The organism is Clostridium sp. Cult3, from assembly GCF_021655115.1.
Taxonomy (GTDB): domain Bacteria; phylum Bacillota; class Clostridia; order Tissierellales; family Tepidimicrobiaceae; genus PPXY01.
Genome location: NZ_PPXY01000038.1, coordinates 1 through 21,172, shown reverse-complemented (window position 1 = coordinate 21,172; position 21,172 = coordinate 1). Strand labels below are relative to the sequence as shown.

Annotated in this window: 23 protein-coding genes; 9 read left to right on the top strand and 14 right to left on the bottom strand. The window is 32.7% G+C overall.

What is annotated here, in order from left to right:
- The 4 genes from nth to queG all read right to left on the bottom strand — a co-directional run bounded on the left by nth (nt 1) and on the right by queG (nt 3,427).
- On the bottom strand, nt 1–666 hold the full coding sequence (gene nth, locus C3E88_RS07730; RefSeq protein WP_236909597.1) for an endonuclease III: 666 nt from the start codon (nt 664–666) through the stop codon (nt 1–3).
- 9 nt (nt 667–675) lie between these two features.
- Nucleotides 676–957, bottom strand: coding sequence for a DUF503 domain-containing protein (locus C3E88_RS07725; RefSeq protein ID WP_236909596.1), 282 nt, complete (start codon nt 955–957; stop codon nt 676–678).
- 89 nt (nt 958–1,046) lie between these two features.
- A complete protein-coding gene (locus C3E88_RS07720) occupies nt 1,047–2,234 on the bottom strand; it encodes a glycine C-acetyltransferase (RefSeq protein WP_236909595.1) in 1,188 nt (395 codons plus the stop codon).
- A 62-nt stretch (nt 2,235–2,296) separates the two neighbouring features.
- Entirely contained in the window at nt 2,297–3,427 is a 1,131-nt protein-coding gene (gene queG, locus C3E88_RS07715) for a tRNA epoxyqueuosine(34) reductase QueG (protein ID WP_236909594.1), read from the bottom strand.
- 90 nt (nt 3,428–3,517) lie between these two features.
- On the opposite strand from queG, the gene C3E88_RS07710 reads away from it, so the two are divergent.
- Nucleotides 3,518–4,231 carry a tRNA 2-thiocytidine biosynthesis TtcA family protein gene (locus tag C3E88_RS07710; RefSeq protein ID WP_236909593.1) on the top strand — a complete coding sequence of 238 codons (714 nt, stop codon included), beginning with the start codon at nt 3,518–3,520 and terminating at the stop codon, nt 4,229–4,231.
- 5 nt (nt 4,232–4,236) lie between these two features.
- On the opposite strand, the gene C3E88_RS07705 is transcribed toward C3E88_RS07710, so the two are convergent.
- Nucleotides 4,237–5,064, bottom strand: a complete 828-nt coding sequence (locus C3E88_RS07705; RefSeq protein WP_236909592.1) for a deoxyribonuclease IV — start codon at nt 5,062–5,064, stop codon at nt 4,237–4,239.
- A gap of 169 nt (nt 5,065–5,233) precedes the next feature.
- Between C3E88_RS07705 and rodA the strand changes: the two genes are divergently transcribed.
- The 4 genes from rodA (at nt 5,234) to C3E88_RS07685 (ending at nt 8,375) form a co-directional block, all read left to right on the top strand.
- Nucleotides 5,234–6,340 (top strand): rod shape-determining protein RodA, encoded by a 1,107-nt coding sequence (gene rodA / locus C3E88_RS07700; protein WP_236909591.1) that lies wholly within the window; start codon nt 5,234–5,236, stop codon nt 6,338–6,340.
- 96 nt (nt 6,341–6,436) lie between these two features.
- On the top strand, nt 6,437–6,757 hold the full coding sequence (locus tag C3E88_RS07695) for a PadR family transcriptional regulator (RefSeq protein WP_236909590.1): 321 nt from the start codon (nt 6,437–6,439) through the stop codon (nt 6,755–6,757).
- On the top strand, nt 6,750–7,319 hold the full coding sequence (locus C3E88_RS07690; RefSeq protein ID WP_236909589.1) for an HAAS signaling domain-containing protein: 570 nt from the start codon (nt 6,750–6,752) through the stop codon (nt 7,317–7,319). Before C3E88_RS07695 ends, C3E88_RS07690 begins: the two co-directional genes overlap by 8 nt.
- A 12-nt stretch (nt 7,320–7,331) precedes the next feature.
- Entirely contained in the window at nt 7,332–8,375 is a 1,044-nt protein-coding gene (locus tag C3E88_RS07685; RefSeq protein ID WP_236909588.1) for a DUF4097 domain-containing protein, read from the top strand.
- Nucleotides 8,376–8,445: 70 nt separating this feature from the next.
- Here C3E88_RS07685 and nudC read toward each other — a convergent pair whose 3' ends face one another.
- Both nudC and C3E88_RS07675 read right to left on the bottom strand, forming a co-directional pair.
- Nucleotides 8,446–9,276, bottom strand: coding sequence for an NAD(+) diphosphatase (gene nudC / locus C3E88_RS07680; RefSeq protein WP_236909587.1), 831 nt, complete (start codon nt 9,274–9,276; stop codon nt 8,446–8,448).
- Nucleotides 9,277–9,295: 19 nt separating this feature from the next.
- Nucleotides 9,296–9,874, bottom strand: coding sequence for a thymidine kinase (locus C3E88_RS07675; RefSeq protein ID WP_236909586.1), 579 nt, complete (start codon nt 9,872–9,874; stop codon nt 9,296–9,298).
- Between the two features lie 144 nt (nt 9,875–10,018).
- Here C3E88_RS07675 and C3E88_RS07670 point away from each other — a divergent pair, with 144 nt between their 5' ends.
- The 3 genes from C3E88_RS07670 (at nt 10,019) to C3E88_RS07660 (ending at nt 13,245) form a co-directional block, all read left to right on the top strand.
- A complete protein-coding gene (locus C3E88_RS07670; protein WP_236909585.1) occupies nt 10,019–10,798 on the top strand; it encodes an ABC transporter ATP-binding protein in 780 nt (259 codons plus the stop codon).
- Complete coding sequence (locus tag C3E88_RS07665; RefSeq protein ID WP_236909584.1) at nt 10,791–11,597, top strand: ABC transporter permease; 807 nt, start codon at nt 10,791–10,793, stop codon at nt 11,595–11,597. Before C3E88_RS07670 ends, C3E88_RS07665 begins: the two co-directional genes overlap by 8 nt.
- Before the next feature lie 277 nt (nt 11,598–11,874).
- The gene (locus C3E88_RS07660; protein ID WP_236909583.1) at nt 11,875–13,245 is read left to right on the top strand and encodes a patatin-like phospholipase family protein; all 1,371 of its coding nucleotides are present in this window, start codon (nt 11,875–11,877) and stop codon (nt 13,243–13,245) included.
- 27 nt (nt 13,246–13,272) lie between these two features.
- Here C3E88_RS07660 and C3E88_RS07655 read toward each other — a convergent pair whose 3' ends face one another.
- From C3E88_RS07655 to C3E88_RS07635, 5 genes are all read right to left on the bottom strand, one after another.
- The gene (locus C3E88_RS07655) at nt 13,273–13,536 is read right to left on the bottom strand and encodes a hypothetical protein (protein WP_236909582.1); all 264 of its coding nucleotides are present in this window, start codon (nt 13,534–13,536) and stop codon (nt 13,273–13,275) included.
- Between the two features lie 17 nt (nt 13,537–13,553).
- On the bottom strand, nt 13,554–14,231 hold the full coding sequence (locus C3E88_RS07650) for a peptidylprolyl isomerase (RefSeq protein ID WP_272878499.1): 678 nt from the start codon (nt 14,229–14,231) through the stop codon (nt 13,554–13,556).
- Between the two features lie 190 nt (nt 14,232–14,421).
- Nucleotides 14,422–14,943 (bottom strand): cysteine hydrolase family protein, encoded by a 522-nt coding sequence (locus C3E88_RS07645; protein ID WP_236909581.1) that lies wholly within the window; start codon nt 14,941–14,943, stop codon nt 14,422–14,424.
- Nucleotides 14,944–15,073: 130 nt separating this feature from the next.
- Complete coding sequence (locus C3E88_RS07640) at nt 15,074–16,294, bottom strand: cysteine-rich CWC family protein (protein ID WP_236909580.1); 1,221 nt, start codon at nt 16,292–16,294, stop codon at nt 15,074–15,076.
- Between the two features lie 69 nt (nt 16,295–16,363).
- The gene (locus C3E88_RS07635; RefSeq protein ID WP_236909579.1) at nt 16,364–17,563 is read right to left on the bottom strand and encodes a hypothetical protein; all 1,200 of its coding nucleotides are present in this window, start codon (nt 17,561–17,563) and stop codon (nt 16,364–16,366) included.
- Between the two features lie 124 nt (nt 17,564–17,687).
- Here C3E88_RS07635 and splB point away from each other — a divergent pair, with 124 nt between their 5' ends.
- A complete protein-coding gene (splB, locus tag C3E88_RS07630) occupies nt 17,688–18,725 on the top strand; it encodes a spore photoproduct lyase (protein ID WP_236909631.1) in 1,038 nt (345 codons plus the stop codon).
- A gap of 84 nt (nt 18,726–18,809) precedes the next feature.
- Here the strand turns inward: splB and C3E88_RS07625 are convergent, their stop codons facing one another.
- Nucleotides 18,810–19,592: a transposase gene (locus tag C3E88_RS07625; protein ID WP_236909578.1), complete on the bottom strand. Its 783-nt coding sequence runs from the start codon at nt 19,590–19,592 to the stop codon at nt 18,810–18,812.
- 225 nt (nt 19,593–19,817) lie between these two features.
- Nucleotides 19,818–20,834 carry a pirin family protein gene (locus tag C3E88_RS07620; protein ID WP_236909577.1) on the bottom strand — a complete coding sequence of 339 codons (1,017 nt, stop codon included), beginning with the start codon at nt 20,832–20,834 and terminating at the stop codon, nt 19,818–19,820.
- Nucleotides 20,835–21,172: the final 338 nt, after the last annotated feature.

Below are 21,172 nucleotides of genomic sequence, written 5' to 3'. Positions count from 1 at the left end.
CTAACAGTCCTCTCCATCCTTACTAACTATCTCTTTGAAATAAAAACAATAATTTGTCAAGGGGCACTTATTACAAAGAGGCTTTCGTGCCTTACACACCCTTCGTCCATGAAAAATCAATAGATGGTGGGCCTTTGACCACATATTCCTATCTATGTTATCCATTAAATCCTTTTCCGTGTCCAGTACATTTGAACTGTCCGCTAAACCTATTCTATTGGATACTCTGAAAACATGGGTATCTACCGCTATAGCCGGTACTCCAAAAGCATTGCTCAAAACTACATTGGCAGTCTTCCTACCTACTCCAGGTAAGGTCATTAGCTCCTCTAAGGTGTTAGGTACTTTTCCTTCGTAATCTTTCAATAGTAAATCACAGGTAGATAGGATGTTTTTGCTTTTGGTATTGTAAAAACCACAGGATCTAATTTTCTCCCCTAGTTCCTCCTCTGTTAAGGTTAGATAATCCTCTGGAGTCTTATACTCTTTAAAAAGCTTTTCTGTAGTCTTATTTACCTGAACATCAGTACACTGGGCTGAGAGTATGGTAGCTATCAATAGTTCAAAAGAATTTGAATAGTTTAACTCAGCCTTAGCATCTGGATATAGATCCAGCAACCTATTTATTACCTCTTTTATTTCTACTTTGGTTAACATTTTTTTCATTTTTATCACCTACATAATTTCTATATCATAATCAATTATTTCTACTCTACTATCCCCATCAATAAATTTTAATACCTTAGATATTATTTGATTAGCATGTTGTGTATCATTAGTTACACAACTAAATCCAATTATTGAGGTCTGCCAACTATCATTTAATCCAATCTCTGCAATGGATACATTAAACCGAGATTGAATCCTACCGATAATACTCTTAGTTATATGCCTCTTTTCTTTCAAAGAATTGGACTCATATAATTTTAGTTTCAAAGTACAAATTCCCACTATCATATAAACCACCTCAATAATATATTAATCCTACATCTCCTATTTTAGCTTATTTTATCAAATAAAAAAAGGGGACAATGTCCCCTTTCTAATTATAATATGTTCATTTCCTTGCCAACTTGTTCAAATATCTCTACTGCTCTATCTAGTTGTTCTTTAGTATGAGCAGCAGTTACCATACATCTAACCCTTCCAGTTCCTCTTGGTACCGTTGGAAATACTATGCCTGAAACGAACACGCCTTTTTCTAGTAATTTCCTACTAAATTCCATAGTTTCTGCTTCATCACCAATTATAACCGGTGTAATTGGTGTTTCACTATGTCCTGTATTAAATCCTAAGGTACCTAGTTTTTCTTTGAAGTAGTTTGCATTATCCCATAGCCTATCAGTGTATTCTGTAGATTCTAGCAACATCTTAATTGCTTCTATTATAGCCCCTGCTGCTGCTGGTGGTAACGTTGTACTAAATAGTACTGGTCTTGCTCTATGGTTTAACCATTCATACATAGTATTAGATCCTGCTACATAGCCACCCACAACTCCTATAGCTTTAGATAGAGTTCCTATGGAAAAATCAACTCTTCCATGTAATCCAAAATGGTCTACTGTTCCTCTTCCGCTTTCTCCTAATACCCCTGAACCATGAGCATCATCTACATACGTCATAGCCTCATATTTTTCAGCTAATTCGACTATTTCAGGTAATTTAGCTATATCCCCATCCATACTAAATACCCCGTCGGTGATAATCAATACATTTTTGTATTTATCTCTATTTTCTTTAAGTATTTGCTCTAGGTGGTCGATATCTGAGTGCTTAAATATCATTCTATCGGCTTTGCTAAGCCTAGTTCCGTCAATTATGGAGGCATGATTTAGTTCATCGGATATTATTAAATCTCCTTTTTCAGTTATAGCTTGTATGGTTCCAGCATTACAATTGAATCCTGATTGATAAATAAATACAGCTTCTTCTCTTTTAAATTCGGTCAATAGTTCTTCTAGTTCTTCGTGAATAGACATGTTTCCAATGATGGTCCTTACGGCTCCTGCACCAGCCCCGTATTTTTCAACGGCTTCTATAGCTCCTTTTTTCAATCTAGGATGATTAGCAAATCCAAGATAATTGTTAGATGATAGGTTAATAACCTTTTTTCCATCTAAAATTATTTCTGCTTCGTTAGCCCCTTCTAGTACTGGCAACTTCCTATACACACCTTGTTTCTTAAGATCTTCGATCTTTTCCTTTAAAAAATTTAATTCATGAACATTACTCACGGTGATTCCCTCCTATATAGTAAAATTTAGGCTATGCTTCACTATTATAGTATAACATAAATTCAATTATTGTTGTCGATCCTTGTTAAAAAATAATTTATTTGCTCTTTTATCTCCAATCTAAGGGATTGTTCTTTCTCATTTTTCATTTGTTCCTCTACTACCTTTCTACCATATTCAAAATCTATATTTAATATAGACCAAGTAACATATTCCCTAATCATAGGACTAGGATCTTTTAATGAAGGTATTAGTAGTTTTAAATTATCCCTGTCCCTCATATTACCTAAAGCAATAATAGCATTCCTCTTCAATATATTTTTACCCCTCCAGGCTCCTGCCATAGAACCATATTTCTGTTTAAATTCTCTGTTGGATATATATAACAATTCCTCTATATCCATATAACCTTTAGTAATTCTAGGTAAGAATTCCTGGTGATTAGGTTTTTTAATACCCTTGTTCTTAGGACAAGCTAATTGGCAGGCATCACAGCCATATATATTGATACCCATCTTTTCCCTTAATTCGTAGGGAATTTTCTCCCTTGTCTGAGTCAAATAGGATACACACTTTTTAGGATTAAATTTATATGGTCCTTCTAAGGCTCCTGTTTGGCAAGCTTTAAGACATAGATCACATTCTCCACATTTTCCCTCTAAAACTTGAAAATCCATAGGTATATACAAGTCAGTCAATATATAACCAATAAATATAAAGGAACCGTATCGGTCATTGATAATAGAACAGTTTTTGCCATAATAGCCTATACCAGCTTTCCATGCCAATTCCCTATCTATTAATGGACCTGTGTCTACATAGTATTTGTACTTAAAATCTTTAACTTTCTTTATTTCTTCAATAAGCTTTTCTATTCTATCCTTTAATACTAAATGATAATCTAACCCCCAGGTAGATTTGGATAATTTCCCCTTTATTTTGTAATCAACAGGCTGATTGTATTCATTGTTATAGGATAGACCTATTAATATTATGGTTTTACAGGAAGGAAATATGAGTTTAGGATCTATTCTTATTTTTATATCCTCTTCTTCAAATTCCGTCTGTCTATCTTCGTTCTTCCTACTGATAAGATACTCCTCTAAACTTGATAAAGGCTCACAATCGGTAAATCCTATTATATCTATATTTAGTTCTTTTGATTTATCAACTATATATCCTTTTAAATCCATACCTATCTCCTCTTTTATTAGCCGATCCTATATATTATACCACTAATAATTGATATAATATAAAATAATCAATTATTTTGGAGGGATATTGTGAAAAAGTGGTATAATAAATTATTTTTAAATGATATTAGAAAGGCTGTTGAAAAATACGCTCTTATTAAAGATGGTGACAATATACTAATCGGTCTTTCCGGAGGAAAAGACAGCATATTCTTAATATATGTTTTAAACCTTTTGAAAGAAAACTCCTATTTAGATTTTAATATAACAGGAATCCATATAGATATTGGTATAAATATAGATATGTCAAGAATAGAGGATTACTTAGATTCCATAAGTATCCCCTATCTGTATAAAAATATAAATATTAAGGATAGTATATTTAAGGGAAAAAACCCTTGCTATCTCTGTGCTAAGATGAAACGTGGTACTATTGCCAGGATTTCAAAAGAAAGAGGTTTTAATAAAATAGCCTATGGTCATCATATGACCGATGTAGTTAATACCTTTTTGCTAAACATTATATATACAGGACAATTTCATACTTTTAAACCTAATTCCTATAATAATAAACACCAGCTTCATTTGATTAGACCCTTAATATATGTTAAGGAAGAGATCATTCAAAAGGTAGTGGTAGATGAGAACCTGCCCTTAGGAATTGGTAATCCCTGTCCCTATGATAAGAAAAACAAAAGAAACGAAATTACTATGCTAATGGAGGATATTAAAAAAAGGTATCCTGACTTTGAAGAAAAAGCAATAAATGCTATTGAAAGCTCTCATTATAAAAACTTATGGTAAATTCCCTAATACCTTAAACCCTTTAATAATTCAATCTCTTTTTTATATCCCTCTAATTCGTTAGGGGTTTCTAGATAAAATGGAATATCCTTTAGGATAGGATGATTTATTATGTTTTTTATTGCTTCTAGCCCAATAGTACCTTCCCCTATTTTTGCATGTCTATCTTTTTTGCTGCCAAAATCCATCATATTGTCATTTAAATGTATAGCCTTTAGCCTATCTAATCCTATTATTTGGTCAAACTCTTCTAATACCCCATCTAAATCATCTACAATATCGTAGCCAGCTGCATGAACATGGCAAGTATCTAAACAGATCCCAATCAATTCATTATGCTCTACCCTATCTATTATCCCCTTCATTTCCTGAAAAGTTTTTCCTAGCTCCGTACCCTGACCTGCCATAGTCTCTAGCAGTAACATAGTAGTTTCTTTACCTGTGATTATCTCATTTAAAGCCCCTGTAATCCTTTCAATTCCATATTCCGTTCCTTTTCCCACATGATTCCCTGGATGAAAGGTAAAATAAGGTATGGATAGCTTGTTTAATTTTTCATAATCCTCTTTTAATATTCCCTTTGCCATTCCATATATATTTGGTTTATAGGAAGCTAAGTTTATAATATAGGGAGCATGAGCTAATAATGGTCCAAAATCATTTGTTTCTAATATCCTATTCATATTCTCTACATCCTTCATATCTAAGGCCTTAGAAGATGAACCCCTGGGATTTCTGCTGAAAAATTGGAATACATTTGCTCCTATGTCCAATGCAGATCTGGCCACATTCTCATATCCCTTTGCAATACTTAAGTGACAACCAATATACATCTAATCACCCTTTCTAATATTCATATATATGATACCATAATTAGTATCCATTAAGCCATTTATATACAAATATATGAGAAACCTCTTTCTATTTCATTATATTTACTGTTTTTTATATTTGAAAATATGATATAATTTATTCTATACACTATATAAAGGAGTACACACTATGTTTAATCTTAAAAAGAAATCCTTCAAAAGATTCGATTTGGCACTATTTATAACGGTATTGCTATTATGTATATATGGAATAGTTATGATTAAATCTGCTACCTTAAGCTTTGATACCAATCGCCATGTAAAGGTACAAGCTATTTCTACCATATTGGGTGTTATAGCCATAGTATTTTTTGTCCTATTAGATTATCAGTTTATAGGCAAATTCTACATACCCATTTATGTGATATCCGTCGGGCTATTAGTAGCCGTAGCATTATTTGGAATTGGCGCAGAACAATGGGGCTCGGATTCTTGGTTGAAAATTGGAGGTTTTGTATTTCAGCCTGCCGAAATTGCAAAGGTAGGGATTATCATATTTTTAGCAAAATATATTGATAAAAATAAAAATGAAATTAATCAACCATTAACCGTGTTAAAAATACTCGCTTTAGCTGGAATTCCTATCCTGTTAATAGCTAAACAACCGGACTTTGGTACAGCCGTAGTGGTAGTTTTCTTCGTAGTAGTCATGTTGTTTGCCGCAGGTATAGATTGGAAATATATAGGCTATGCTTTTTTAATAGGTATAATATCTTTACCTATATTATGGTTTTCCCTAAAGCCCTATCAGAGGGATAGAATATTTACTTTCTTAGATCCTGAAAGGGACACCTCTGGAACGGGTTATCAAGCTATGCAATCAAGAATTGCCATAGGATCAGGAAAGGTATTCGGTAGAGGATTGTTTCAAGGTACTCAAACCCAGTACAACTATCTACCAGAGAAACAAACAGATTTCATATTTGCTGTAGTTGGTGAAGAACTTGGATTGATTGGTGGATTGATTCTAATTCTATTGTACTTTATCATGCTATTTAGGCTTATAATGATTGCCCGAAATAGCAAGGATACATTTGGATCCTTAATGGTAATTGGATTTGCAGCTATGTTTCTAATTCACATTTGGGAAAATATAGGGATGACCATCGGCCTTATGCCTATAACTGGTATTCCTTTACCTTTTATGAGTTACGGAGGAACTTTCCAACTAGTCAATTTGATATGCATAGGAATGGCGCTAAGTGTAGGGGTTCATAAAGAAGGTCTCAATTTTTAGCTGCATTTAACTGCAGCTATTTTTTTATAAACAGTACCTTGCAATAAAAGATAGCATAGTATATAATATAGTCAAATGTAATTGGAAGGGATGCCTATGAATATACAATTTAAAAAAGGAGTATTGGAGCTATGCGTTTTATCATTACTTATCAGAAGGGACTATTATGGATATGAATTAGTAGAGCACATATCTAAATATATCAATATATCAGAAGGAACAATCTATCCCCTTCTTAGGAGGTTTAGAAAGGAAGGATATGTTACTACCTATTTACAAGAATCTCAAGAAGGCCCACCTAGGAAATACTATAGGATTACTGAGGTAGGTGAAAGAGCTTATGAAGAGTTAGTAGAAGAATGGCAAAATTTCACCATAGGGGTAAATAAGATAATAAGGGGTGATTTTAGTGAATAGGATTGAATTTATGGAACAACTACGCAATGGACTAAAGGGAATTTCAGAAGAGGAAATTGAAGATATACTATATGATTATGAGGAACATTTTGATATAGGGTTGTCTAAAGGCAAAACTGAAGAGGAGATTGCAAAGGAATTAGGAAATCCAAGGAATATCTCTAAAACCTACAGAGCATCAGCTACAATAACAACAGCGGAAAATAACCCTTCGCCTGGAAATCTATTCAAAGCTATTTTAGCAGCTATGGCATTAGGGTTTTTTAATCTAGTCATCGTATTAGGCCCTTTTATCGCAATAGTAGGATTGTTATTCGCCTTATACGCTATTTCAGTAGGGTTTATTATAGGAGGAGTCGGATCCTTCTTTGGTACTATAGCAGCACCCTTTCTGCCATATAGAATAAATGTAGGGATGCATCCTATAACCTCTATATCCTTCGGAATAGGGTTGACTGCTCTAGGGGTATTGATCATGATAGGTAGTTTTTATTTAACTAAACTACTGTATCAAGGGACCATCAAATACTTAAGATGGAATATAGATATTATTAAAAGATAGGGGGTATTAATAATGACTACTAAAAAATTAGTACTTATATTGGTTGGCGTTGCACTGGTTGCTTTTGGGGTAGGACTCTTGTCTCTAAATCGCTATGGTTTTAATATCTATGATAGACAAGGAATTAATATTGCCTTTGATGGCATAGATATAAGGGATGGAAATTCAGCAGTAAATATAGGCCCTGGAGGTATCCATATTGTAGATGGAGATGAACAGGTAAAGGTAGGATTTAAAGGTATATGGGGTAAAAATACTAAAAACTTAATAAAAAAGGATATAGATGAAGAAAAATTAGAAGATATAAAAGGGATCAAAAATATCGATATAGAAACTCCTTTTATTGATATAAATATAATACCTGAAAAAAGAGAAGATGTAAAAATCCATTATAATGGCTATGTTGAGTCTAGCTATATCCCTAAGCTAGAAACAAATAAATCTAATAACACTCTCTATATAGTTGCTAAAAAAGGTAATTCCAATTCCTATAGTGTATATAATTCCAATCTAAAACTTGATATATATGTACCTATGGACTTTAAATATAATATTAGAACTATTACTTCTTCAGGAGACATAAAGATTTCAAAACTAGAACTAATGGATTTAGATTTAACTGCTAGTTCTGGAGATATACAAGTATATGATATGAATTTAGATAATCTATCTATAGAAACTTCTTCTGGAGAACAGGAGCTTAAGAATATAAAATCCCAGAATAGTAGCTTCTTAGCCAGTTCTGGCGATATTGAGATATATAACTTTACAGGGGATATAAATATAACTACTAGCTCAGGGGATATACATTTAGACTATAAAACCTTTAATAATAATGTCGGCATAACTGCCAGCTCAGGAGATGTAAAGGTAATATTACCTAGTAATTCTAACTTTAATTTAGATGCCAATACCTTCTCTGGAGAAATTGAATCAAATTTTCCAGTAACAATTACTGGGAAATTAAAGAACAATCTATCTGGAAAAGTTGGTAATGGTACAAATTCTATAAATATTACCACTAGTTCAGGGGATATAAGTATTAATTCTAAATAGTATCATAGAACAATCAACTAAAACCCCCTCCTCTAGAGGAAGGGGTTTTATAGTTGACCAAACTAATAACCTAATTATTTCCCAAAAACCATTCTATTAACTCTGAACCTATGCTTATGGATTTATTATACATTCCTGGTATTTCCTCTTTAGAAAACCAGCCAGCATGGACTATTTCCTTCCCATCTGCTTCTATCTCTCCATCTAAGTATTCCGCTGTAAAGCCTATCATCATAGAATTGGGATAGGGCCAAGGCTGAGAACCAAAGTATTTAATATTCTTTACCTTAATTCCTACTTCCTCATACACTTCCCTTTTTACACATTCTTCAAAAGTTTCTCCGTATTCAACAAATCCAGCTATAACGCTATACATTCGGTTTGGAAATTGTCTATTTTGAGCTAATAACAGCTTATCTTCCTTTACAACTGCCACTATAATTGCCGGGGAAGTCCTAGGCCAAGTAGTATTGCCACAATTAGAGCATACCATTGCTCTTTCTGAAGGACTGTCTTTCTTATACATTTTAGAGCCACATACGCCACAATATTGGTTTAGCTTTAACCAGTTTAATAATAGATTAGCTTTAGAGCTTAGTGTATACGTATCTTCATCCACAGTATTAGATAAAGTCTTTAAATCTAAAAAAACAACATTTTCTTCGCCAATATCATCAGCTACTTCACCACAATAACAGTTATGTCCACAAAAGGCGCCCATATATTGAATATTGTATATGGAAATATTCAAATGCTCTATATACTCCCATCGAGGAATTTGAATTTTATTTTTACTTTCTATAGTTAATAGCTTATTATCTTTAAACAAAAACCAATAGTCTTTATCACTTCTCCTATGTAATGGCTTAACCGATGGTTCAAATAATATATAATCATCCATACATATCACCTCATGTTTATTAGTCTATCACATTCCCCTTCTCTTTTAAAAAACATTTTCTACATAAAGGCTCGTACTCGTCAGAAGCTCCAATCTTAATTCTTTCCTGATCCTTAGATTTTCTATTACTGACCCATGCATCTGTTCCACATTTTACACATACAGCATGATGTTTGTACAAGTAATCTGCTATGGGCATTAACTCCTTAACTACTTCAAAGGGCCTGCCAGTAAAATCCATGTCCAGCCCCGCTACTACAACGGTTAAATCTCTTTCTAAAAAACCGTTTATTCCTTCAATAGTCCTATTTACAGAACCACCTAAAAATTGAACCTCATCTATGGCAATTACATCTGGTTTCAACTCATCAGCATATTCGATTATTTCATCTATATCATTAACTAGAATGGCACTCATGGAAGTTAAATCGTGGGTAACTATTTCATTTCTTTTATACCTACTATCCACAGCTGGCTTAAAAGCTACAGTCTTATATTTAGCTATATTAAATCTTTTCACATCCTTCTCCAAGCTGGAGGTCTTCCCCGAGAACATAGAGCCAGTGTGAACTATTAATTTTCCTTTGTATTGATGCAATGCAATAACCCCCTTCTTTGATTAACTTTTATTATTATATCATTTATTTTATAGTATTGCTTTCAAATATGTGGCCCTTATTCACATAATATTTTCTAATGAATATTATAAAGTATCATATGTCCTTTTAAAGGAGAGTTTGATATGGATAAAAAAACAATAGTTGAAATTAAAAATATAGGAATGATATATCACACTTTAGGAGGTGAAACAAAAGCCCTCGAAAATATAGATTTTAAGGTTTTTGAAGGTGAAATAGTAGGAATTGTCGGCCCTAGTGGTTGTGGTAAATCCACTCTACTTTCAATAATTGCTGGTCTAATTACTCCTACTTCAGGGGAAGTACTAGTTAATGGGAAAAAAGTAGAAAAACCTTCTGAAGACGTAGGATACATGTTTCAAAGGGATCACCTTTTTGAATGGAGAACTATTTTTCAAAATGTAGTATTAGGTCTTGAGGTGAGAGGAAAAATAGATGAAAATTCCTACAAACATGCTGAAAAGTTACTGGATAGCTATGGATTAGGGGATTTCAAGGACATGTATCCTAGACAGCTTTCTGGTGGAATGAGACAAAGAGCAGCCCTCATAAGAACATTGATAGTTGAACCAAATCTACTGCTGTTAGATGAACCCTTTTCAGCTTTGGATTACCAGACAAGACTAGCTATTGCCGATGAAATCGGTATAATTTTGAAAAGGGAGAAAAAAACAGCTCTATTAGTTACCCATGATATTGCTGAGGCCATATCCCTTTCAGATAGGATCCTAATCCTTACTAATAGACCTGCTACCATCAAGGATATTATTGAAATCGATTTAACCTGTCCTGAAGGGATAAGAACTCCTTTAAAATGTCGTGAAGCTCCCGAATTTAGATATTATTTTAATAAAATATGGAAGGAGCTGGATGTTCATGTCTAATAACCAAATATCTAAGGAACATAGGGAATACTTGAAAAAAGTTAAAAAAAGAAAATACACTATTTTGTTAACCCAAATAACTATTTTGATATTAGTTCTAATATTATGGGAGATAGCAGCACGGTTTAATTGGATAGATACCTTTTTGACTAGTTATCCATCAGGAATATGGAAGTTATTTCTAGAGTATGCTAAGAACGGAGACCTGTTTTACCATGTTGGTATTTCTGTTTTTGAAACCATAGTTGGCTTTATAGCAGGTACCTTATTGGGAATCCTTATAGCCATAGGCCTTTGGTGGTCGGATTTTTGGGCAAGGGTACTGGATCCCTATTTAGTGGTATTGAATAGTCTACCCAAAACAGCATTAGCACCAATTATAATAATATGGGTAGGAGCAGGCTACTCTGGTATAATTGTTACAGCTATTACCGTATCCATCGTTATTACTATAATGAACATGTTTGTCAGCTTTATATCCGTGGATGATGATAAAATAAGGCTTCTACAAACCTTCGGTGCAACAAAGTTTCAAATTCTTAAAAAGGTAGTTATTCCTTACTCCATTCCGACTATGATAAGTACATTAAAGGTCAATATAGGTTTATCCTGGGTAGGAGTAATTGTAGGTGAATTTTTAGTATCCAAAGCAGGAATTGGCTATTTAATCGTATATGGTGGCCAAGTGTTTAGATTGGATCTAGTGATGATGAGCGTGTTCATATTGGCTTTAATCTCAGCTCTTATGTATAAAGGAATTGCTATACTTGAAGATAAATTTATGAAATGGCAAGACTAATAATTTGCCATCACTAAATGATATCAATACCCTGTAGGTCAAACCTACAGGGTATATAAATATACAATATGTTAGTCCGTCACCAGTTTCTTAAATTACTTCAATCTTTATTATAGTTAATAGTTTGTGTGCTTATTCGATTATTGTATAACATTTTCCTTTGTTCAAATTCCATGAAAATTCACCTTTTTTTCATCTATCATATTGAATATTTTGAAAAAATTCTAAATATATTGTATTATATAGATAGATCCAATCATTTTAGGAGATGAGAAAGATGAAAGGCTATGGATTGGTGTTGTCTGGTGGCGGAGCAAAAGGAAGCTATGAAATTGGGGTCTGGAAAGCGTTACAAGACCTAGACATACCGATAACAGCTGTAACTGGTACTTCCATAAGCGCAATAAATGGAGCAATGCTAGTTCAAGGAGATGAGGATCTTTGTGAACTGGCTTGGACTAACTTTTCGGTAGAACAAATCATAGATGTAGATGAAAATCAATGGCAAGAAAAGAAGGTTTATGAAAAACATTTCAACATATTTAATATTTTTAAAAGTATGTTTTCCTCAGAAAAAATGGAACTTACTCCTTTGAAAGACACATTAGATGAGTATATTAATGAAGAGAGAATCCGAGATTCTTATATTGATTTTGGACTTGTAACCTTTTCACTAAGCGATTTAAAACCTATTCAAGTATTTAAAGATGAAATCCCTAAAGGGCAGTTTGTAGACTACCTAGTGGCTAGTGCATGTTTTCCCGTATTCAAACCCATAGAAATAGACGACAAAAAATACATCGATGGAGGATTTTACGACAATGTTCCTGTATCCTTAATTGAATCGAAGGGAATAGATGATGTAATAGTTGTAGATATATCTGGGTTTGTGCCAAAATCCAAGTGTAGTGATGATTTAAACATAATAAAAATTAAAAGCGAGCATGATCTAGGTAAAACTCTGGAGATAAGTCCTAAACAGGCAAAAAGAAATATCCAACTAGGCTACTTAGATACCATGAAGGCATTCAAAATAGTAAAGGGCAAAATATATTATCTAGTTCCTAATATATCTAATAACGAAGAACCGGATATTGGCACTATCCCACGTAGTGAAATTCGTAAAAATCTGGGCATTTCAAAGGATACCCCAAAGGCTATTAAAAGATTTATTACATATAAATTCTTCAGAATCATTGAATCCCATATGGATATAGAAATGGATACCAATACTGCTATCTGTAGTGCTATGGCTGAGATGACAGCAGAAATATTTGAAATAGAGAAAAATAATATATATACACTAAAGGATTTTAACTATAAAATACTCACTACATTTTACGAAATATGTAATAGTAAAGAATATGAAGAGTATGTAAAAAAAATAGAATATATAGTAGAAGAAAAGCAGATGAAAGGTTATAGAACCAAACTTCGAAGTAAAATCAAAGACAATAAGAAATTGCTATTAGCTTATTTTAGTCAAGATACAAAAAATAAATCTCAATGGAACAAACTTAAGCGAATTACTACGATAATCGAACCAGATTTGATGATTGCATCTTTATATCTTTCCATGATTTTAGATTTGAATAAAGGAAATCTGTCTAAGCATCAATTAATGGGTAAAACTGAAGGATATATCTAATACAATAGATACACCCTTCCACTAATGCTACTTATTCTTTTTATCATCGTCCACTTGTTTCTCTATTTTATCTCGCAATTGGGTTTCCATCTTGTCATTATTATCATGTTCTAAAGAATCCTCTGTTTCATCTTGTGATGGTTTTTCTACCTTTTCTCCCCTGTTCTTTTTGATGTATATATTTGCTACCTGTATCCCCTTAACTAGTAAAAATATAGTGATTATCTCCTTTGCTAAACCTAGAATAACTGAAAGTATTCCAATAAAACCATAAGCCGCTGCCATATTCATCTTTCTCCTCCAATCAATTAATTAAATTCTACTATCCTAACTTCTTCAATAATCACAGGTTCTAATGGCTTATCACTGCGATCTGTTTCAACCCTTGCAATTTCATCTACTACATCCATACCTTCAAAGACCTGACCAAATACGGTGTGTTTGAAATCTAACCAAAAGGCTCCTCCCAAATCCTCATAGGCTTTAATTACCGCTATAGGATAGCCTTTTTCTTCTCCTAAACCTTTCATTTGCCCTATTATATCCTCGTCAACCTGATCCCCTTGAACTATAAAAAATTGACTGCCATTGGTATTTGGGCCAGCATTAGCCATGGATAATGCACCTCTAATATTGCGATAATTTATATCAAATTCATCTTCAAAAGGTCCTCCCCAAATACTTTCTCCACCTCTACCAGTTCCTTCTGGATCTCCTCCTTGAATCATAAAATTTGATATAACCCTATGAAAGGTTACCCCATCATAATATCCATCTTTTGCGTGGGTTTTGAAATTTTCCACTGCCTTTGGTGCTATATCTGGAAATAATCTTACCTTGATAGTCCCATAATTAATCTTTATTTCTGCTATCTCTTCTCCCTTTGCAGGTAATTGTAATTGTTCCAATTCCATATTATCTTCTCCTTTCAAGGGCAATGTATTTTTTTCTTTTTCACATCTCGTCAATAGGAATATAGTTATCATTATCTATAACGACCCTATGATCTTTGAACCTTGTCCTCCCAATGCTATTACCCTTTCCAATATTTGATATACTATATAGACTATCATACTTTGATGATTATTATAAGGGGTTTTAAAAAAATGTCATACGGAGACCAAGTTTCTCACCTTAGGCTCAGAATGACATTTCTTTCAATTCCTTAGGATGGGCTTAGTTTAATATTATATTACATCCTAAGGTACTTTCCATTTCCTTTAGTGCAAATTCATGAGCTTCTTCATCAAAAGATGCTACCCCATCCCTATATACATTAACTTTATATCCTAAATTTCTGGCATCAGCTGCAGTATATAATACACATATATTGGTACATACCCCTACTAGATATATTTCCTCTATTCCTTTTTCTCTCAAATATAGATCTAAATCCGTACCATAAAAGGCACTATATCTCCTTTTCTTAATAATCTTGTCCCCATCTTTCACCTCAAGTTGTTGGATAATCTGGCTGCCTTCTGTACCTGCTATACAATGAGGTGGAAACATATCGAATTCCCTATCATCTTCTTCATGATTATCGCATATATAAATAATGGGATAACCTTTTTTTCTAAATTCATCGGTTTTTTCTTGGATAAATTCCACTATTTTTTTCCCTGCTGGTCCAGTGGTAAGTCTCCCCTCCTCATCAATAAAATCTTCTAGCATATCGATTATCAATAATGCTTTCATCTTAATCCCTCCTTTAAAATATCATGGCTAAAATTTTGAGAATTAGACAAATATTCAATTACTTGAATATAATAATCTATTAATTCACTTATATAGATAAACTAAATAATCCATTGTATATAGCTTGACCTCATTTACTATACTTTTCTATACAAGCTTTGCATATACATGCTTTGCCTTTTTTATCCTCAGGGACCAATTCCAAAATATATTTAGGAATTTCCATATTATAACACCAACATTCTTCCTCATTCCTTTGACAATTATTCCTCTTGCCACAGATGGGACATATGCCCTGTTCAGCTATTATTCTATGGAATGACGTTTCACTTTGTCTAATTTCTCCAATATAATCAATAAAATCCCTTACATCTTCCTCAGTAGTATCAAAGGAAGTCACTATTCTTATTATATTCTCCCTTTCATCAGTTACATACAAAGGATATTTTCTCTGCAAGGGTTCATTCCAACTCCTTGGAATTTTAACGAACAATATATTGCCTAATGATTCATTGATAATCTCCACTTGGGAAAACTTCTCCAATTCCTCTTTTATAAACCTTGCCTTATTGTTGGAGTTGATAGCATTTTCCTTCCAAATTTCTTCCTCCAAATAGGGTATAAATTGAGCTGAAACAAAACGCATTTTAGATATTAATTGCATTCCTTGTTTTCTAATATATTTGAAATTCTTAGATATTTCTTTATTAAAAGAAACAATTGCCTCTCCTATCATCATCCCATTTTTTGTACCTCCAAAGGATAACAAATCCACACCAGTGTCGGTTATCATCTCTTTGAAGCTAGAGTCAAGGGCCACCACTCCATTGGATATCCTGGCACCATCTACATGTAAAAACATATCATTGGCATGGGCAAAGTCTGCTAACTCCTTTATTTCTTCAAGAGAATAGACTGTTCCCAACTCGGTTATCTGGGATATGGATATGACTTTTGGCTGTACTTGATGCTCATCCTCTATGGAATTAAGGTACTTTTTTACATCATGAATTTCCAACTTCCCCCTTCTATTGGGCACACATAGTATCTTATTTCCCCCAAATCTTTCTAATGCTCCACATTCATCTACATTGATATGAGCGGTATCAGCGCATATAACAGCTTCAAAGGGGTTCAAAATACCACTTAAACCAACTACATTAGCGGCAGTACCATTGGTTACAAAATAGACATCCACATCTTTTTGAAATACTTCTCTAAATAGTTCTTTAGCTCGTTTAGTATATCTATCCTCACCATAAGAAGACTCATGTTCAAAATTACAGTTATTTACAGCTTCTATAATCCTTGGATGGACTCCTGAATTATTATCGCTTAAAAACATTTTCATTAAAATTCTCCCCCCTAAATAAATCCAAGTTGTTTTGTTATATTTAGTTTATCCATTGGCTAATCGATTTTATTTCTTCAGTGATGTCAAAGCTTTGGAATTCCTAATCAATATGATATATTGAAAATAATCTGTAGTAACGCCTCCTTCTGGTATCTTATGTACAATAGGCCATAGTAGTTTTTTATCAAATGGAGAATCATTGCCATTTAGCTTGAAAAGAGTACATTCACCTTTAGCGTATTTTTTTAACATATCTAGTTTTAAATCCAAAGTAGTCATAACACCTTGATAATCCCTTAAATCCGTTGGATATAAATATTCGCAATTATCGTAAACATAAACTATTGATAAAACCTTATCTTGAAACATGGATTCATTGGATATCAAAGCTGAACCAAACCATCTAACATAAGGAGTTCCCCTTTGAAATACATGGGATAATCCTAATTGTCCATAATATTTTCCTGTTGGTAATCTATTATGAATTCTAATGAAATTTTCATACATTTGCTTATCCCTAATAGCATTAAAATTGTTTCCATGGTAAACCCTATATCTAGATAATAGATTGTCATTTACTATTTCAAATCCATAATAATTTTCCTTAAGATGTTTTTTGTAAAACCCATCCCTCTTTTCCATATCCCCTTTTAACTCTTTACAAAATTCTATTATTTCTTCACCCTTTGCATCCTTGCTAAGCTTTTTTATTTTTTTTAATATATCCTTGGTATCATCAATTTCAGGAAGAACATAAAGCATATATTTAAAGGCGTTTTCAATTTGATGTTCTATATCTATACCTATTATCTTTATTTTTCTTGTAGTGGGTAATTTTGTATTAAATTGGTATAACTCCTTCCAGTGATTAAAACCTTCCCTATTCCATGCAAAAGTACCCTTTAATGGTTCATAGATTTCCCTAAGTATTTTTTCATCTCCGGTCTCCAAATATCTATTTAAAAAAAATGCAACACTGAAAGGCAGCTCCCAAAGATAGTATTTAAAATTCGTCTTGAGTTTGAAGTATTTTAAATACTTCATCCTCAATTGCTCATTAGCCAAGACTCCATGATTCTCACCAACTAAAAATATTTGTCTCCCTTCTAAATCGTCATCCATAATAGAAAGATCTTTAAAGTCATCTATTTCTTCCAAATCCATCATGATGTGATTTTCCTCTAGATATTTATATATGTCACCATAATTCAATGGATTCAAAATAAAAACCCCACCCTTTCCTAGTATTTCATAAATATGTTCCATATCCCACCATCTAGTAGTATTTTAACATATTTATTTGGATATTTTAATATATACAAATATATTTACTATATTAGATTAGTATTATGTTTTCCAGGAAATTTATTTTTGGAGGTAGATAATATTGATGGATTTCATTCCTAAGCAGGTGTTCTATGAACCTGATGCTTTAGACTATCCTATTGGTAAAAATTTGGTAGATTACTTTAAAAAATCAAATATACCAGTAAAACCTACCACTTCTCATAATAGAGTTGTTGGTATAGCTGGAGATACTCCTACAGAAGCCTATAGGGAAGCAAAGGAGACCTTAGTCATTGGAGTTAGAAGAGGTAAGACTTTTCAAACTTGTAAACCTTCTGCCCATTATCAACTTCCCCTAGCTACTTCTTGTCCTGGTATGTGTGAGTACTGCTATTTATCTACAACTTTAGGACCAAAACCTTACTTAAGAATATATGTTAATATTGAAGAAATATTAGATATAACAAAAAATATAATTGAAACTAGAGCACCAGAAATAACTGTATTTGAAGGTGCTGCCACATCAGATCCTGTTCCTGTGGAAAAGTATACTGGAAATCTTAAAAGAACTATAGAATTCTTTGGTAAGGAGCCTTTAGGACGATTTCGATTTGTAACTAAATTTACAAATATAGATAGCCTTTTAAATATAGAACATAATAGTCATACCCGATTTAGATTTAGTCTAAATTGCCAAAAGGCAATTAGAGACTTTGAACATAAAACGCCTCAGCTTTTAGACAGGGTAATAGCAGCATCGAAAATGTTAAAGGCAGGGTATCCCATAGGTTTTATTATTGCTCCAATATTTAGATTTGAAAACTGGGAAGAAGAATATTTAGAGCTTTTTGCTTTATTAGACAAATATTTATATGAAAACATGCCCGCAAATTGGTCTCCTAAAGATTTAACTTTTGAGTTTATATCCCATCGTTATACTCTTAGGGCTAAATCCAATATACTTAATGTTTTCCCTAATAGCAAACTTCCTATGAATGAAGAGGATAGGAAATTTAAATATGGACAATTTGGTTATGGTAAATATATTTATAGTCCAGAAGAAATAAATGAGTTAAGGGAATTTTTTCTAAATAAAACAGAAGAATATTTTCCAGGAGCAAAGATTGAATATTTTATATAAATGCATAAATGCACCGGGGACAGTTCTTGGTGCAGTACATGCACCGGGGACAGTTCTTGGTGCAGTACATATATTTCCAATTAATCATATTTTTTTGGCAATATTATGAACAATTCCTCTATTTATACCTAATAAATCAGCTACTCTCCTATGGGATAACTTACTTAATTGCAATAAATCAATAACTATCTCATCTATAGCATCCTGATTATTACATAATTGTTTTATATCTTTTACTTTATATTTATCGCAATAGGCTTTTAAAATTTTTTTAGCCTTAATTTCTCGTTCCCTTTCTAAATCCTCTTTAATCTCTAAAAACTCCAGCATATCATCTTTTAAATGAAATCGTTGAAATTGATCAATGGATCCTCCAAACATGTTCATTATCATTTCTTTTTCATTAGAATCAACTAAACTATTCCCACCATTTAGATAATCCCTATAACTACTCCATTTGTAATTTTCAGCCTTCAATACTATTTCAGCTTTTACAGGATTATCATGTATATATCTTATAGCACTAAGTAAATATTGATCTGTATTTATCACTTCGCTTTTATATCTGCCTTGAAATACATGGCCTACCTGATTATATTTTTTATTATATCTTAAAGCAAATTTCAAATGAATTCTTCTAAATGCATCTGCCATTGAATCAATATCGGAATTAATTAAGAGATGGATGTGATTATCCATTATACAATAAGATAATAATATAAGACTTCCTTCTTCTATTGCTAGTTTTAATTCATCTAAATAATACTGCTTCTCTGAAGTATTTTTAAATATCATTTCCTTATTATTACCCCTGGCCATTACATGATAATATCCTGAATCACTAACAAGTCTAGCTACTCTAGCCATATTATCACTTCCTGTATTTATTTTTGTTAAATTCGTTCTCATATTCCTATTAATAAAATATTATATATCTTATTAATAGTCAATAAATTTTCAGAAATATACGAAAATAATAAAAATAATATAGGATAATTTCCTTTACATAGAAAACTATCCTATATTAATAAAATAATTAGTCATAACAGCTTGGAAAAAATTGGACTGCGAAGGGAACTGTCCCTGGTGCATTTATCTTTTTTCATAAGTTCCATCAGAATATTTGGCAAATCTTGTTTCTTCATTGGAATGTACTGGGTCTGTACGTTCCCAAGGCCAGCCACCAAAACCAGTTTCCTGAAAATCCATATAAGCTTCTCTAATTTCTTCCATAGTATTCATAACAAAAGGTCCACGGGCTACAACTGGTTCATCAATAGGTTCTCCTTCTAGAAGAAGAAAATTGCTTTCCTCATTTCCATTTTTTATGCTTACATCTTGGTCCCCTTGTAACTTTATTCTATTATTAAAATCTATAGTAGTATTACCGATTTCAATATTATCTCCTTCATAATAATATAAATTTCTAGTAATAGTACTAGACACTGCTGGTATATTAAATACTGCTTCTGGTTCCATTTTTATCAACCAAATATTTACATTGTTTTTATCATCATTTGCCCAAGATGCAGGTGCTGGATCTAAACTTTCAACCTCTTTATACTTTCCTGCAATAAGCCTTATATTAGCCTTTTTACCATTTGAATCAATCTCCTCTATAACTGGTATATCCTCTGCCCATAGCATTTTATAATAGGGTTTTGTGAATTTATCCTTTTTAGGGAGGTTTAACCAAACCTGAAACAAATGTAATGGATTGTCCTTATCCTTATATACTAATGGAAACATTTCAGAGTGCTGTAAGCCACTTCCAGCAGTCATCCATTGTACATCTCCATTTCCATATCTTCCATAAGCTCCATGGGAATCAGAATGATCTACGAAACCTTCTAAAACAATAGTTACAGTTTCAAACCCTCTATGGGGATGAGCTGGAAAACCAGGCACTTTTTTGCCATGGTACATTCTCCATCCGTCTTTTATTTCAAAATCATTACCAATATTTCTCCCTAATAAAGCTGAAGCAGGTGGCCCTAATTCATCATTTCCCTTTGGATAAGCATCTTTGTGATGGGCACAGAATAGGAAAGGATTCTCCGTTTCAAACATAAAATCTAATTTTTCTATTTTTACTATTGGATTTGTCACTATATTATTCCTCCTAATTTTATTTAATAACTAATTTGTTACCCACTATCAATATCCTTATACCCTATTAGAAGAATAATATTAAACTATTGTCTAGATTGTATTTTGATATTTCACAAGTATATCTATCTTTGTATCTAACAAATGTCCGTTTGTCTTGATCTGCTCTTTATCTATCATTAGTCCCATGACATTTATCAAGTATTTTTTCCTTTATTAGATATAGTTGATGTCAAGGATATACTAATTTACATACCCTATCAACTTGCTGAAAGCATGGTTAAGAAAGGCATGAGTATACCCATTATCCCTCCAAGAAGTGCCCCAAGCCATGTTAT

Bases quoted from the DNA above. Each gene is read 5' to 3' on its own strand.
- nth (WP_236909597.1), bottom strand. From the start codon at position 666: ATGAAAAAAATGTTAACCAAAGTAGAAATAAAAGAGGTAATAAATAGG.
- C3E88_RS07725 (WP_236909596.1), bottom strand. From the start codon at position 957: ATGATAGTGGGAATTTGTACTTTGAAACTAAAATTATATGAGTCCAAT.
- queG (WP_236909594.1), bottom strand. From the start codon at position 3,427: ATGGATTTAAAAGGATATATAGTTGATAAATCAAAAGAACTAAATATA.
- C3E88_RS07705 (WP_236909592.1), bottom strand. From the start codon at position 5,064: ATGTATATTGGTTGTCACTTAAGTATTGCAAAGGGATATGAGAATGTG.
- rodA (WP_236909591.1), top strand. From the start codon at position 5,234: ATGTTTAATCTTAAAAAGAAATCCTTCAAAAGATTCGATTTGGCACTA.
- C3E88_RS07695 (WP_236909590.1), top strand. From the start codon at position 6,437: ATGAATATACAATTTAAAAAAGGAGTATTGGAGCTATGCGTTTTATCA.
- C3E88_RS07685 (WP_236909588.1), top strand. From the start codon at position 7,332: ATGACTACTAAAAAATTAGTACTTATATTGGTTGGCGTTGCACTGGTT.
- nudC (WP_236909587.1), bottom strand. From the start codon at position 9,276: ATGGATGATTATATATTATTTGAACCATCGGTTAAGCCATTACATAGG.
- C3E88_RS07670 (WP_236909585.1), top strand. From the start codon at position 10,019: ATGGATAAAAAAACAATAGTTGAAATTAAAAATATAGGAATGATATAT.
- C3E88_RS07665 (WP_236909584.1), top strand. From the start codon at position 10,791: ATGTCTAATAACCAAATATCTAAGGAACATAGGGAATACTTGAAAAAA.
- C3E88_RS07660 (WP_236909583.1), top strand. From the start codon at position 11,875: ATGAAAGGCTATGGATTGGTGTTGTCTGGTGGCGGAGCAAAAGGAAGC.
- C3E88_RS07655 (WP_236909582.1), bottom strand. From the start codon at position 13,536: ATGAATATGGCAGCGGCTTATGGTTTTATTGGAATACTTTCAGTTATT.
- C3E88_RS07650 (WP_272878499.1), bottom strand. From the start codon at position 14,231: ATGATAACTATATTCCTATTGACGAGATGTGAAAAAGAAAAAAATACA.
- C3E88_RS07645 (WP_236909581.1), bottom strand. From the start codon at position 14,943: ATGAAAGCATTATTGATAATCGATATGCTAGAAGATTTTATTGATGAG.
- C3E88_RS07640 (WP_236909580.1), bottom strand. From the start codon at position 16,294: ATGAAAATGTTTTTAAGCGATAATAATTCAGGAGTCCATCCAAGGATT.
- C3E88_RS07635 (WP_236909579.1), bottom strand. From the start codon at position 17,563: ATGGAACATATTTATGAAATACTAGGAAAGGGTGGGGTTTTTATTTTG.
- splB (WP_236909631.1), top strand. From the start codon at position 17,688: ATGGATTTCATTCCTAAGCAGGTGTTCTATGAACCTGATGCTTTAGAC.
- C3E88_RS07625 (WP_236909578.1), bottom strand. From the start codon at position 19,592: ATGGCTAGAGTAGCTAGACTTGTTAGTGATTCAGGATATTATCATGTA.